This window comes from Paenibacillus sp. FSL R7-0297 (genome assembly GCF_038009025.1).
Taxonomy (GTDB): Bacteria; Bacillota; Bacilli; order Paenibacillales; family Paenibacillaceae; genus Paenibacillus_AQ.
This window is the reverse complement of the sequence record NZ_JBBPAQ010000001.1, coordinates 6,074,996-6,091,633: the sequence shown is the minus strand read 5'-3', so window position 1 is coordinate 6,091,633 and position 16,638 is coordinate 6,074,996. Positions and strand designations below refer to the sequence as shown.

Sequence of the window (16,638 nt, the reverse complement as noted above, 5' to 3'; positions counted from 1 at the left end):
ATGAAAGATAAACAGGGGGAATACATGGTGAAGCTGCTCAAACGCGCTACCGCGCTCATGCTCACAATAATCATGGTATTTCTGTCCACCTCCGAGAGCTTTCATGCGCTTGTGGAGGCGGCCAGCAGTACAAAGACAACTGTTGTAGAGAATAACTTTATTAAGGTTACTGTGGATAATGAAACCGGACGCTACGGGATTCGGACCCTGGATGGCCAGCCCATCCGCAAGAATGACAACAACGTAAACTTGCTGTTCCAGGGAGATGATCCGGAAACGTCGTTCACGACGTTCCGGATTGACGGAACTGATTATATTTACGGGAATAAGTACAAGTTTGACAACAGTCATTATTCAGAGACTACTACACCCAAGGTGGTAGAGAATTCGAATGGCACGAAGCAGCTGGAGATGATCTGGAGGATTAAAGGCGTAGAGATTAAGCAGATTCTGATGCTCTACACCGACAGCAAGGATGCTGTAAACTCCGGAAATGTCAACATCCGCTATGAAGTGAATAACCGGAGCAATGCGCAGGTTCAGATCGGAAGCCGGATCCTGCTGGATACGATGGTCGGCGGAAACGACGGGCCGCAGTTCCAGATTGGAACAGCCTACAAGTCACCGCTGCAGGTAGAGCGGAAGCTGGTGCATAATCCGGAGGATAATGCCGGAATCCCTGAAGAGGACAGAGCATACTTCAAGATTCCTTCTTACTGGGTAATGCGCGACAAGCTGGATTTGACTAATCCTCAGGCAACCAATGTCGTTGCCTATGGCTTCAATAACTTTGCCGAACAGAACATTAATATTGTGGATGAAATGATTGTCGGGCACTGGAACGGCCTGGCGAATACGAAATGGGATTATGAAGTGCATCCCAACCTGGACTTCACCAGAGACACCAATGATTACGGCACGGCGGACTCCGCCGTTGCCTTCTATTGGACACCGGAGAAGCTGGCAGCCGGAGGCTTCCAGAGCTTCGAGACTGTCTATGGGCTTGGAGAAATTTCCGCTCCGGATAAAGTGTTCTCGATCCGCTATGTGGATCAGGTTCAACAGCTGGCTACGGCTGATCTGGGAGAAGGAGAGACGGTTCCTTCGAAGTACAAGGACAACGGAGTCTTCACGATCACAGCCGAGGTTGAGAATCTGCAGGCCTACAATATGGAGCACTCCAAGATCGAAGTGGAGATGACGCTGGAGAGCGGCCTCAGCTTTGTCAGGCAGGATGAGAGCGGCAAAGACGTCATGGACGCAAGTGGCAATCCTGTCTTGGAGAATGGCCGCAGCAAAATGCTGGAATTCAAAAAGTCAGCCTCTCCAGAGGAAGCTGCACTGGGAATTGAGCCGAAGTACAAGCCGGGTGATGCTATCACTGCGACTTTCCGTGTTCAGGCTAAAGGCAGACCTTGGCCGGTAACGCGGGATTACATGATTTCCGCGAGAAGCCCGGAAACGCAGGGCAAGATTGAGGGCATCGAGGATGAAGGCATCAAAGCCCAGTATGAGTCGAACCGTACAAACTTCATTCTGCTGCCGCCGGTAGGCGAAGCAACGGCTACGTATTCATACGCTCTGTCACCGGCAGAGCTGTATAGCTCAGATGTGAAATATCTGACTGTGAATCTGTCGAACATTGAAGCCTATAATACGGGCAATGCAACCACAGCACCGAACTTTGACCTGTACCTCAAGGATCTGGTCTCCGGAAGCCGGTACAAGGTGAATGTGCAGGATGCAGTGGTTATGCAGCCTACAGACGATGGTTTCTCCGGTGCCATGCGGATTACTTACCGCGGCGGGGAACGGGTTGATGAAGGCGGCAATGTGCTGGAATCCGGACTGGGACCTGAGCTGCCGCTTGGTGAATACGCAGTTGAGATCGACTATAAAGGCGATGCCGGAGGCGACGAGGAAGTAGCAGCTCTTTACGATATTACTACCCCGCAATCCTTCCTGGTTACAGATAATGATGAGACGCGGATCCGTGAAGCGGGCATTATGGTCGTTTACAGGGAATCTGTGGATATCAGCGGCCTGGCAAACGGGTCATCTGTAGAGGGTGAATTACTGGATCAGCTGAATTCGCTGTTCCCGGGTGAGCCGTTTGAAGATGGGGCTTTCCTGTATTCCGCTGTTACCGATTATAAAAAAACCAAAGCATTGTTCGGAGCAGCGAGCAAGGCGGTAGATCCTGAATTTGATATCAGTGAATTCATGGATGATGATGCGCTTGCCGAGACTCCGATGTATGCTTATAAATTGTTTGCAACGGAAGAAGACTTTGAAGCCTTCAAGGAAGAAGTGGAGGCGGAAGAACCGGAATTCGATCGTGAGATTCTAGTTACGATCCGAGGCATGATTAAGCAGGTAGGTTCGAATAAGGACGAACAGGTCATTGTCGATACCAAAACTGAACCGGCAATTATCAATGATGCCGTAGCATATACAGGCAAGGACCTGGCTTTTGTACGCGGCAAGCTGGATATCTTCGGGAACTCCCTGCCGGATGATGTCCCATTCCTGGATACCTTGTTCATTAAAGGTGATGGAACACTAAGCGTAGCTAGCAGCGGCTTTGTCTTCCATAAGGGAGAATGGACGCTTGATTTCTTCAACGGCTTCTCCAAATCCCTTGGAGATGAGAATTACAATCCGTCCAAGGTGGAAACACCGGAGGATGATGAAGAAGAGGAAGAAGAGGAAGAGGGCAATGAAGGCAACCCGGAAGATGACAGCCTTAACGGCAGTCTGAAATGGGCCATTGGCGGCGTGGGCGACAGACTGAACCCGCTGCGCCAGGTCATGATCGGGGATGTGTACTTCAATAAACAGTCACTGTTTGGAGCACCAAGCTTCGCTATTGATGGCTTTGGCTTCTCCTTCAATGATTTCATCCTCAGAGAGAGCGGGATTTCCTTCGGCGGCTCATTGTCCCTGAAGATAATAAACGCAGAAATTAAGAATGTAATATTCAACAGCGCCGGCTTCTATGGCGTAGATGCTTCACTCGGCTTCGATCTAAACGAGGAGATGGGCTTGTTCGGACCGGAAAAAGAGAAGAACGCGGATGAAGAAGAAGGACCAGATGCACCTAGTGGTGAGGTTACAATTAAACATGCCGTGCAGGATGGTGGTGTAGGCAATGAGTATGGATTGCAATTCGCCGCACAGCTGAAGAATATGCTGGGTGTGGAGATTGAATTCTCACTCAAAAAGGTAAAAGACGGCCGGATCCTTCCGGATGTCATCGCCTTCGGAGCAGAATTACCTTCACCAGGTATCATTGTTACGGGTGCGACTTATCTGACTGCAGTACGTGGAGCTGTAAGAGAGTTGGCCGATACCATCGCTGGTGGAACAGATCAGGATCCGTTTCCGCTGACCATTGAAGCAGGCGTAGGCCTCCGGTTCGGAATAGCCCCGGCGTACTTCTTCGGGGATGTGGATCTGACGGTGAAGCGCACTGGCCTCAAGATCGAAGGCAAGCTGGATTTCTCCGCAGATGCGGAAGCGGAGGAAGACGATCGGCTCCCGATGCTCACCAAAGCACTGCTTGAAGCGCAATGGGTGACTCCATGGTTCGTGCGCGTAGAAGCGGCAATGGATATTGGCGGCTGGGATATCATCATCGGTAAGGCGGGGATCTTCGTCGGACAGAATCTGGAGAAGAACCGCACTGACTTTGAAGGCTATATCGGCTCCAAAGTACAGATCCCGAATAGTGTACCGGTTGTCGGTGGAATGCCGCTGTCCAGTATGTTCCTCGGGGTCAACAATGATAAGGTATGGGGCAGTATCGGCATTCTCTTCATCTCGCTGGGTATTACCTACTACTGGAGCGGGGGCATAGAGTTCGGTACATCAAGCGATCAGCTGCCGGATGGTATGATTCAGCTCGTAGTGGATGATCCCGATAATGGACCGCGCCTGATGGTTATTGGTGAAGGTGTAGAGACTCTTGCCACTTCGGCCGCCTCTGCTGCTGAGGAAGAGAATCAGGAGATTATCTACCGTGAAGTAGCAGAAGGTGTGAAAATTGTTGAGAATGGATCGGTTAATGTCGGCGTAGGCGGCATTACGGTCAAGAACGGCGGCAGAATCCATGAGATTCCTATGGGGGCTGCAACCGGTAATGCCATTATCGAAATGGAATACAGCAGTAAGGATATGCCGGAATTTAAGCTGCAGGACGCAGCGGGCAAGGATTATCCGGTGATATTCGAAACCTTTGCGAATCCGGACAAGCCTAATCCTAAAGCTAATGCTTTTACACAATATATTCCTGCAAGTGATGTATCACCGGATCCATCCAAGCTTAATGCTGAAGTGGACATCCGCAGAGCTTACATTATTATCCCTGAGAATGAAGCTAAGAAAGGCGGAACCTGGACGCTTACTGCAGTCTCGGCAGTAGAAACCAAGCTGATGAATGTTCCAACCCTGCCTCAGCTCAGCGAAGTAAATCTCGCGAAGGATAGCTCGAATGTCAATAAATTTACGGCATCCTGGAAAGTAGCCAACGCAGCAGAAGGAGATACAGTGAATCTGTACCTGGCTGAAGATGCGGTAACCACTGAAAAGACTATCGTGGAAGGGCAAGAGGTGCTGTCACCGGGAGATCCAGGGATGCTGATTGCCAAAGATGTGCCGGTTGGTGCAGGCGGCTCTGTCAGTGGTGGCATAACCAGCGGCAGTACAGTAATTGATGTAACGAATGTAACGCTGATGGGCAATCCCGAGGATATCCGCGGGCTGCTCAGACAAGGCAACTACTATCTGCGGGCCGAGCTGAAATCCAGTGCAACCTTCGGCACCAAGACTTCACCGCAGCGATTCGAGCTCATTGATCCGCTTGCACCGCAGGTTGTTAGCAGCGTCTCTGTTGTACCTGCCGGTAACGGACTGTTCTCACTCTCCTTCAAGCCGGGAGCCAAAAAAGCGGGACATAACGCTTACGAGCATAGCTTCGTCATTGATGCACAGGCCCAAGTGAACGGCAAGCTGGAGTCTTATTCTCCATTTGGCGAAATTTTGTACACCGAAGAAGAACTTCAGCCTTACTGGAATGCAGCAACTGGTAAATATGAAGGTATTCTGATCGGAGGATGGAAGGCCCTGTCCACTTCGGATGAAGTGAATACGACCAGCCTTGAAGGAACGGTTACGGATGTGACCAAGGTGAAGTATACCGGTCTGGAGGTTGGAACGGAGTATGTTATCGGTGTCACTGCCGCAACGGTTCCAACTGAAGATGCGGACAAGAATCAGAACTATCACTATGCCGAGCACCAGAACAGCAGCAAGAAGCTGCTGCCGGTTCCAAGCCTGCCGAAGCTTACTATGGCAAGCGGATCTGGTACCGTGCAGGATACGGGAAATTACATTAACCTGCTGACCAGTGAAACGAAGCAGAAGCTGACGCTCACTTCAGACCAGTCCAATGTGACGGTGGAGGTCTTTAATGCTGAGAAGTCCATCGGGTCGGTAGCTTTAACGAACAAGGCTGGGGGCGGAAGCCAAGGCGTCCTGAATCTCGACCAGTTCCAGACAGACGGACCGTTTGCTCTTGAACTGAGAGCCAGAAACATGACGACCAAGGATATCTCGGTCACTATGCTGTATATGACTGTAGATACGATCGCTCCGGTCCTGTATCTTGATCAGCCGGTAACGGGTGAACGTACCGCAAACGGCGCTGTTCATGTAGCAGGAACTACAACCACAGGAACTGTGCTGACAGCGAAATATACAGTGAACCAATTGCAGCCGGATGGCAAATACAAGGAAGTGGAGATTCCTACTACCCTTAAGGTGGACCCGCTGACGGGGGACTTTAATGGAACTGTGGAGATCAAATCCGATGAGCCTTCCGTGGCACTTAACATTGTTGCCTCCGATGAGGCAAAGAATCTGAACACAGCGGTTGTGGATATTACTAACGCTGGTTACAAGGTTCCTGTAGCACTGGTTTTGAAGGGAATGGAAAAGGACCTGGAGCCAGGGCAAACAGGCAAAGTTCAGGCGTATCTCAAGGTCTCGGATGGACAGGACGAGAATACCGGCAAGCCGAAATTCAAGGATGAGCCAATTGCAGATAAGGATCTGCAGAATCTGACTTATACAGTTACTGTAGGCGATGCGGTGTCCTTGTCGGCAGATGGCAGTGTTACGGCGCTTGCCACAGGCTCCAGCTTAATTGAAGCAGCGTATAAGGTGTCCGAGGGTGTAACGCTCAAAGGCATGGTTGCGGCAACAGTAGCCGTACCGAAACCAGAGAAGCTTGGTGCAATTCAAGCCAGCACTTCTTATGTTTATGCAGACAGCAGCCGCACCAAGATCACCATTACTTCCTCCGGGGATATGACCGGACAGCAGATTGCGTACAAGGTTTATCGTTCCGGCGCTGTGCTTCCGGCCTTCGATGATAATGTCAGCTCTTGGCCGCTCCTTCCGCTGGACGGCATAATCAGCGCTTCTTATGGTGATGTAATCGTGCTCGCTAAGCGGACATCTACCGATAAGCTGGTTAAGGCAGCGGGTCAAGTTACAGCAACTGTATGGTCCAGCAGCGGTGCTGGAACAGGCGGTGGCGGTGGCGGCGGTGGTGGCGGAGCTGCCACACCAGGCGTAGTGGAAGAGCAAGCACCAGATACAGCCGCACAAGTAACTGTCAACGGACAGCCGGTTGTCACTGAATGGAATGGGCTTACAGCTGTAATCCGGATTACGGATAAAGAGGCCGCAGCGGGCAGCGATCTCACGGTTAGTTCCGCAGATCCGGCTGCTCGTGCATTCAGTATCCATGTGGATCAGAATGTGGTGAAGCAGTCCGTTGCAGCGAAGAAGAAAGTGACTATCGAGGTTCCTATGGGCCGGTTGGTTCTTGAACCTGAGAATCTTACCGCTGTGAATGGTGAGCTTGTGGTGGGCATTGGCCGCAGCAGCACTGCAGATCAGCAGGACATGAAGACAATAGCCGATCAGCAGGGCTTCACGCTTATGGCCGCAGGACAGGGTGTTACGGTAACGGCTAACCTGCCAGCAGGCAGCTGGACACCGGCACTTGCAGCCAAGATCGCCATTCCTTCGCCGGTTGCAGCAAACGAAATTACAGCAATCGTGCTGAAGGATGCAGCCGGTAACTGGACTACTGTGCCATGGAAGCTGGACAGCAGCGGTACGGCAGTGAACGTACAGTTGACCGGAGAAGGCAGCCTCTACTTCATCCGGAATCAGAAGAACTTCAAGGATATGCCTGCAGGCTGGGGCAAGGACGGAATTACAGCAGCCTCCGCCAAGCTGTTCGTATTAGGCAAATCTGCAGATACCTTTGATCCGACCGGCAAAGTGACCCGAGCAGAGTATCCAACGATTCTGCTGCGCGTCGCAGGTCTGATGAACAAGCAGGCACCTGCTGCAGGCTTCAGTGATGTCGGCAGCAGCAGCTGGTATAACCGCAGCGTGTCCATTGCTGCACAGCTGGGTATTGTCACCGGACTTGAAGGCGGCAAGTATGCGCCTCAGGATACGCTGACACGAATGGAAGCCATGACGATGCTGGGCAGACTGCTCACTCTTGTCAGCCCAGGCAGTGAGATCAGCGAAGCAGAAGTAACAGCAATTCTGGCTGGTTTCACCGATAAAGATAAAGTTCCCGCATGGGCAAGACAAGCAGTAGCAATGAGCATCAAGAACGGCGTTATCCTTGGGGAAGGCAACAAGGTGAATCCGTCCAGTCCGCTTACGCGTGAACAGGCGGCAGCCATTGCTATCAGACTTGATCAATTGATTACAGCCAAGCAATAACAAGAATGTGCCCGTACCGCCTATTGTGGAGTGCGGGCACACTTTGCTGGGAGTTCATAATACTATTCGGGTGGTGTCAAAATGGCTTTGAAGCGGAAATCAATTATAGGGTATTTAATAGCGCTGGCAGTGGTTGTCGTTGCGGCAGTTGCGGGCGGAATCATGGCTAAGGCTGATCCGCAGACCTGGGACAGCCAAGCGGATGTCAAATGGTATGTACCAACTAATGATACCTTCAAAATTAACAATGCAAAGGAACTTGCAGGTGTTGCCAAGCTGGTCAACGAAGGCACGGGTAACGGCCTGCAAGGGAAAATCATGGAAATTACTACCAACTTGAATCTCTCTGACTATCAGTGGGTGCCGATAGGTACGGCTGAGCATCCATTCCGGGGAACATTGATCACAGAAGGCGGGTTGATGAAGAGAATATCCGGGATGAATGTAGTAGAGAATCTTTCATACCAGGGATTGGTAGGTAACATGGAGGGCGGTACTATAGGCGGCCTAATCTTTGACACAGGCTCCATCACTGTCACAGGTGTAACCTATGATGTATATGCAGGCTCCGCAGTAGGTAAAATGAGCGGCAGCAGCATCGTTTTCGATATTACCAACAATATCAGCATCAGCACTCACGCTTATCCGTACCGCTCCTTCACGGGAGGAATTGTCGGAATGGGCGAAGGTATGATCTCTAACTCTATCAACAACGGAACCATTACGGCGCAAGGCTCAGCTGATATCGGCGGGATCCTGGGCTATGGCACATCCAGAGGCATCATCATCAAAAAAGTGGTCAATAATGGAGCAATTCTCGCACAAGGTACTGACAGTGCCGTTCTCACCGCAGGCGGGATTGCAGGTCATACTACAGGACCGCTTAGTCTGAGTGATGAAGACACTCCAATCATCAATAATGCTTCTGTCACCATCGCTGGCGGAAACCAGGTTGTGGCAGGCGGAATTGCCGGTAAAGTGGACAATACCGTAGTATTCTCTAACATGACTACCAACAAGGGTGCAGTTACGATTAATGCACCTGCAGCAGAAGGCTCGGCAGCCGGGGCACTGGTGGGTGCGACAGGAACGGTAGTCAGTCCGGAGGTTGGGATTACGTTCGTAAATACCGCTCCGGTTGTCAATAACGGCGGTAAGAATGTATACACAGGAGGAGTTGCCGGTTACACCGGCAGCAAGTTCACCTGGACACATGCTTACATCAACACGCAGCCGATTACAGCTACAGGTACACAAAATGTATTTACTGGCGGATTTGTCGGATATGCTGCAGGCGGACTGGTAACGAGCAACGCCACAGCAGCAGCGTTTGAGAATACAGCGCTTATCTCTGTTAACGGGGGAACCGCAGTATACACCGGTGGGATTGCGGGTTATGATGCCGGCGGGAATATGAGCCAGGCTTCCTCCAAAGGTGCTCTGAATGTAAAAGGTACAGCGGATGTATACACCGGCGGTATCGTAGGGTATGAAGCCGGCGGAATGATTACATCCTCAGTAACCGGCAAAACCGCAGACGATCTTCTGGCGATAACTTCAGATGGCACGACCGGGGGAATCGCCGGCTATCTGGAAGGTACCTTGAATGATTCTTCTGTTAAATATGCAACACTGCAGTTAACTTCTGCAGGCGGGGTTGCCGGCGGAATTGTCGGCAACGCGCAAGGAACCATGAACAACATCACTGCCGGAGATGCTTCCTCGGCAAGCTACAGCACGTTAATTCTGAAAGCTGTGGTGGCCGCTCCGGGAGACGGCCAGGATAACATCACGTTCGGCGGACTTGTAGGCGTGAACACTAAGCCTCTGGTTCTGACTGGCGGTAAGGCTGCCCGGATCAGCTTCCTGAATGAAGCCGGCACAAGCGGATATACCATCGGCGGCGCAGCCGGTAAGCTTACTGCGGATGCGGTAATCGGCACTGTCGCCGTGCCTGCGGAAGTAAAGGATTTGCTGGTTGAACTGAAGGCCGACAAGGTCAGCTTCGGCGGTGGCGCAGGGAATAACTCGGCTGCCCAGTTCAACGGACACACGAGCCGTACTGAAATCAAGGCTACAGGTGCTTCGGTAAAAGCTGGCGGAATGTTCGGTGAGAACCATTCGGCAGCAGCGGCTCCGTTCAATCATGCGGAGAATGTAGTCATCACTTCAACGGGTGCGGATAACGTGCTCGGCGGTAATACCGGTCTCAATACCGGTCAACTGGTTAATGCTACAGTTACCCAGCTGTCTATTGAGGCGAATGGTGTACGTGCTGAAGCCGGCGGGATTGCCGGACATTCGGAAGGACCGGCAGCTCCTGCTGACCGGGCGGGAATGAAGTCAGCTGTGCTGAATGTTCCCGGGTATGACCCGATGATTACGCTGACAGCCGGGGAATCCAAAGCGGGAGCAATCGTAGGGGCTGCGAAAACTACGGATATTAATAATCCGGAAGTGAACGCAGCGGATGACGCGCAGGCGTTCATTCAAGCGCAGGCAGCTAAACCGTCTGTCGGCGGCTTGGCGGGCACACTTGAGAACAGCGCTATCTACAGTGACAGCAAACTAGTGAATTTGGAAAATATGTTGATTCTGGTGGCGCCAGCCGCTACAGATGCCTATATTGGCGGTATTGTCGGCTACAATGATGCCTCCAAGCTTGACCGTCTGGTAGGTACAACGGTAAATCTGACGATTAATGCACCACGCGCTACTGCCGGGGGGGTTGCAGGGTACAATCACGGTAGCTCTTCAGGGATTATTGTGAACAGTTATATAAGTGCTCTGAATCTGAAGGCTAACGCCGGAGCGGTTTCATCTTATATCGGGGGGATTGTGGGCTTGAATGATGCCCAGACGATTGATCCCGTATTGAATCCGGCCACAGCGGTTAGTACGATTCAGAATACGCGTACACTCGGTACGGTATCCGCTGTTTCACCTACTTCAATCGTGGGCGGGATGGTCGGTGAGAACCGCACTCTGATTGCCAATAACAGCATTACTGATAAGATCACAGTAATCTCCAGAGGCAATTCTTCTATCATCGGCGGTTTGGCCGGGGTGAACACGGCAACAGGAACTCTCTATTATACGTATTCCAATGCCAACTTGACCATCGAGGGTGTAGGCACCCTGGGTGGCGGACTGGTAGGTGAGAATGCAGGGGCAGTTCTCGGCTCCTATGTAGATATCGACGTTACAGGCAATGCAACAGGAACAGCAAGCGGATCGGTCTACCTGGGCGGGCTGATCGGCAGAAACACAGCCGGTACGGTGGAGCAATCCTATACCTCCTCCAAGGTTACGGCAAACGGTGTATATACGAATGTCGGCGGTCTGGTCGGGGAACACTCCGGCGGTACCATCAAGAACTCTTATGTAGCCAAAAGTGTAGCAGCTGCCAAAGCCAATTCTTACGTTGGCGGCTTCATCGGCAGAATAACTAACGGTAAAGTGAACAATGTATACTCGGCGGCGCAAGTTACTGCTGGTTCGGGCGCTTATGCCGGCGGCTTCGCCGGACGGTATGACAATGCAAGCAAAGAGCTGCTCTACAAGTCTTATTACATTAAAGATGAAGCGCTCAACATCAACTCTGACCTGCCAGATTTCGCAGAGGGCAATCACCGCTGGCTGAATGTGCATGTGCGGCTGACTACGATCCTCTCCGAAACGCTGAAGGATAGAACGGTCTTCCCTGGCTTGTCAGGCTGGGACTTTGAAGGCGCGTGGAAATACGGCTCGCTAAACGCAGTTTACCAGTATCCTGAAGTAAACCGTGCAGCCAATACCGGCGGTGATATCGGTAATGATGTCAATGCCAATATCAACTGGTACATGAAGGATAAGGATGCTATCAGCTTCCAGATTACTACGGAAGCAGAGCTTGCCGGTCTGGCAGCGATTGTCAACGGCACGATTGCCGGTGCGGACAAATTCGACTTCACGGACAGAACGGTGACGATCATGAATCCGATCCATATCCAGTCCAAGCAGTGGGTTCCGATCGGCAACAAGGTAATCAATCCTTTTGAAGGAACCTTCGAAGGAAACAATCACTTGATCGATGGCTTAACCTTGCAGCCGGTGTACACTCATTCCGGATTGTTCGGAGTCATTGGTACGAAGGCGATCGTTCAGAATATCAATCTGGAGCCGCTCTCTGTTGCGGGCAACCAGTACACCGGAGTCCTTGCCGGGATGAACCTGGGTACAGTGAACAATGTGGACCTTAAGCTGCTTGGCGGCGTGAAGGTCAGCGGCGGAATTGTCGGGGGGATGATCGGCAGCAACTCAGGCAGTATCACCGGACTCCACCTTACGCTGGACGGCGGAAGCCGGATTGAGACGGTTGCTGACCACGGCGTTGCCGGTGGATTAATCGGTGAGAATACAGCAGATTTCACAACCGGGACTTATACCATTAAGGATATAGACGGAAGCACAGGCAGCGCTGCTGACCATGCGATTGTCGGCGGGCTTATCGGAGTCCAGACGGGTGATGTAACAGGTATTGAGCATGAAGTGAATTCACGTTACCGGGTTTCGGCTACGGGAATGGAATCCACTGTCGGCGGACTCATTGGCCAATTCACCTCGGGCCAGGCGAAGGATATTACGCTGTCCTTCGCTGACGGAACGCTTGAAGCACGCGGACTCGGCTCGATTCTCGGCGGCATCATCGGCCAATCGGATGCCGGAAACAGCATCAGCAATATCACAGTGACAGGCTTCGGAAGCGGTGTGCAGTTGACCGCCAACGGTACTGCCGGTGGTGTTGTGGGCGTTAAAGAAGGCAAGCTGGGCGGAATGTTGGCCCGGTCCATTGACCCAGGAAACAGCTTTGACATTGAACATGCAGCAGTTGAAGGCGTGAAGCTGTCTACTACGGGTGACAGCCTGAAGGCTGTTATCGGGGGGATTGCCGGATCGGCTGTCCATACGGCGATCCATGATGTCCGGTTCAATGCTTCTTTGCAGGCCGCAGGTGAAGCCATCACTGCCGGAGGTATCCTGGGAGAGAGTGTGAATTCTATCCTGTACCATGCGGATGCATCACCTGATCTTCAGGTTGCAGCGAAGAACGGCGATGCAGTAGTCGGCGGGATTGCCGGAATGGTCTCTGCGGATGATATCGACCAGGGCTTTGATTTCGGCAAAGCCTATCCGCTGTACAGCGGCATTTACATTGCCAAAGTTCAAAGCGGCAAGATAACGGTCACTGGAGCAGACAATAGTGCTGATCTCTATGTGGGCGGTGTGGCAGGCAAGAACGACAATGCCTCAATCTATAGTTCAGAGGTTGCTTCCGGGCTGAATGTAACCGGCGGCAACACGGTGAATGCAGGCGGAGTTGCTGGATACAGCAGCGGTATCATTGTAGATACCATCGTGAAGACCGGTCTGCATGCGGATACCAGCAGAGTGTATAATACCGGCGGGCTGGTCGGCTGGGGATCAGGCGGCGAAATTCATTACAGCAAGGTGATCGCCGGATCTGGACAAGCTTTGACGGTTGGCACAGCGTTAACACTGGGTCAATCTGTACCGGCGACACATGCCGGCGGGGTAATCGGTATGGGGGATACTGTAAAAATTACGTATACCCATACGGATATTCCGGTACAAATCACTGATACCAATCAGGACAATACCATCTATGCGGGCGGCTTTGCCGGACTTCTGGGTGATAACGGTACGCTTGCAGGACAAATTCAGAAATCCTATGCAGCAGGCAAGCAGAATGTCAGCGGCAGATTAGGCTCTTATGTCGGCGGCTTCGCAGGTTCAGTAGATCATTATTCGATTTCGGACTCTTATGCTTCCGGTGATATCAGCAATACCGGCTTCGACACACGCAGCGGCGGTTTCGCAGCAGCGGTGGAGAGAAGCGGCAGCATCAGCAATTCTTACGCATTGCAGAACAAGATTTCTACAGTCGGAGTGAAGTCTTCGACCCGTTCTTACAATGGTGGCTTTGCCGGATATAATGACGGGACTCTGACAGGCGTCTATGCCAATGTTCCGGAGATTTCCGTTAATGTAGCAGGCAATAACGTCTCTACAGGCGCACTGGTCGGCTATAACTTCCGGGACGGCAAAATTTCCGGTTCGTCGTATACGACAGGTACGCTGACGTCAGGACTGAAGGCTATAGGCCACAATGCAGGTGCGGCAGCTGGCGCTGTGAGTTCAGCAGCGGTTAATCCGCTCAGCTCAGGCACATGGATTATGGATTATGATACCTCCTTCCTGAACGATCTGACAGACGGAACAATCACGGTCCAGACTCCGCTGCAGCTCTCGGGTGCAGTCATGTTCTATAACGAGACAGGCCTGAATTATTACAAGCTGTTCAATAGAACAGCTGACGACAAACCGGAGCTGATAACCATCCTGCTTGGGGCGGACATTAATCTTGCCGGAAGCACTTGGACCGCTTTCGACAGCTTTAAGGGAGTATTTGACGGTCAAGGCCATACGATTAGCGGACTTTCACTGAATACCTCAGAGCAGCAGACAGCTGGATTCATTAAAGAAAACCACGGTCAGCTTCTGAATGTTAACTTTACCGGAGCGGAAATTTCCGGCGCAGTGAATTCCGGGATTGCTGCAGGGATCAATTACGCAGATGCAGTAATTCGCAAGGTTAACGTCAGTGGTTCTGTAGCTGGCAGTGCCACAGCAGGCGGAGCTGCAGGTGTGAATCAAGGACTCATTGAGAAGGCAGCTAATGACGGAGTTACTCTTTCGGGACAAGGCCGTAAAGGTGGAATTGCCGGACGCAACGCCGGAGTGATTCACCAGGCAGTGTCCAAAGGCAATATTGATGTTACTGCCACACTGGCAACCGGCGGCATCGCCGGCGAGAACAGTGCGGAAGGCATAATTACCGAATCGATGTCCTATAGTGATATTCATGTGGCTTCAGCCCAGGCCATAGCCGGAGGAATCAGCGGTCTGAACGCGGGAGAGATCAAGAACAGCTATTCTGCCGGGACTATTTACGCAGAAGGAATGTCTACAGCATGGGCAGGCGGTATCTCCGGTCTGGCGGAGAGCGGAGCGATTACTTCTTCCCTGAATACCGGAGAAGTGAAAGCTGGAGTGAAAGGCAAAATCCTTCCGCTGCAGGCCTTCTTCGGAGGGATTGCCGGACAGAAGTCAGATCATGCAACCATCAGCCAATCCTTGTTCAACAGACAAATGCTGAAGAATAATATTGCGTTCTACAATCTGGCTGGTCAAGCAGTAGCTGGCAACAGCAGTAGTGCAATGGGGCTGCTTGGCACAGAACTGACCCGCAAGAATCTACCTGCTGGTCTGGATGCCGGAATCTGGACAGCACAGAACACATTCTATCCGGTACTTCTGGCCTTTAACGGAACAGACGAAGGAACTCTTGCTTCTGCGGCTGTAATACTGAACCCGCAGGATCTGATTAATCGTGTAGATTCGGGATTCAGCTTGAGCGGCAGCGGAGCCCTAGTATGGAGTGCAGATCCGTCCAAGGCTGATGTGAACGGGGCTGCAGGAAGCTTGAAACAGGGGGGCAGTGCAGTACTGAAGGCAACAGCCGGAGGACAGAGCAGAAGCATTACAGTTAATGCGGCTGCACTGCAATACCCGGGCTCGGCAGTTGTACCAACTGCAACACCTGAGGATAAGAATTTCACCAGTGAAGTGAAGGTGGAACTTGCAACAGGCGAGCAGGGAGGAAGTATCTACTATACACTGGACGGTACGAATCCTACCGAAGCATCAATGCTGTACAACGGAGCTATCGTTCTTAAGAGCACTTCGACGGTTAAAGCTATCACTATTGTACCAGGCAAGGAATACAGTCCGGCTGCAACCTGGACCTGGACGCTTGTAGTACCTAATCCTGGCCCTGGTTCTGGTCCAGGCTCCGGGGGTCCTGGACCTGTTGTTCCGGCTCCGAGTCCAACACCTAAGCCAGCAACCCCAGTGGTTACGGCTATTGCAGGCGGATCGACAGTGAATGGAGACAGTGAAGCTCCAGTCAAAATCGCCAAGAACAGCAAGCTGAAGCTTACAGCTCCAGAAGGGCAGACGATCTACTATACAACGGACGGAAGCACACCGACATTAAACAGCATGAAATACACCGGTGAGCTGTTGATTACCAAGACCATGACGATCAAAGCGATCACAGATAAGGACGATACTGTCACTACCATCGAGTATGTGGTGGAGAATGCCAAGTACAGCCTGAAGAGCAATGCTGGAGAAATTAAGTATATTGCTGCTTATCCGAATGGGTTGTTTATGCCAAATGCAGCCATTACCAGATATGAGCTGATCCAATCCCTTGCTCCGCTGCTGGATATGGAAGAGGTGAATGTAGGAAACCTGTTCAATGATGTAAGTGCAGGCAACGAGGCTTTGACCGGATTCTTCGCTTCGGCAGGAATTATTGAAGGTTATCCGGACGGCGGCTTCGGCGGAGCGAAGGGCTTGACGCGAGCCGAGTTCTCCAAGATCATGACTACAGTGCTGAAGCTGGACGTTACAGATACCGGAGTTACGAAGCAGTCGGATCTGAAGGGCCACTGGTCAGAGAATTATGTGAATGCCCTGTCCAAAGCAGGTTATGTACAAGGCTTCCCAGACGGCACATTTAAACCGGGATCACCGATTACCCGTGCTCAGGCTGTAGTGCTGATCAACCGGATTGCCGGTACGAAGAAGCTGACTGTAACAGCAGTACGCTTCAAGGATCTTCAGGCAACCCACTGGGCTTACAAAGATATCATGTCGGTTGTGCAATAATTTGTAATTCTTTTATGAAGGAGA

General features: G+C 51.7%; 2 protein-coding genes. Both read left to right on the top strand.

Translation table 11 applies throughout. The features are described from left to right. Positions 1 to 24: 24 nt before the first annotated feature. Positions 25 to 7,815, top strand: a complete 7,791-nt coding sequence (locus tag MKZ24_RS26685) for an S-layer homology domain-containing protein (protein WP_340788474.1) — start codon at positions 25 to 27, stop codon at positions 7,813 to 7,815. 81 nt (positions 7,816 to 7,896) lie between these two features. After that, positions 7,897 to 16,614, top strand: a complete 8,718-nt coding sequence (locus tag MKZ24_RS26680; protein WP_340788471.1) for a chitobiase/beta-hexosaminidase C-terminal domain-containing protein — start codon at positions 7,897 to 7,899, stop codon at positions 16,612 to 16,614. Positions 16,615 to 16,638: the final 24 nt, after the last annotated feature.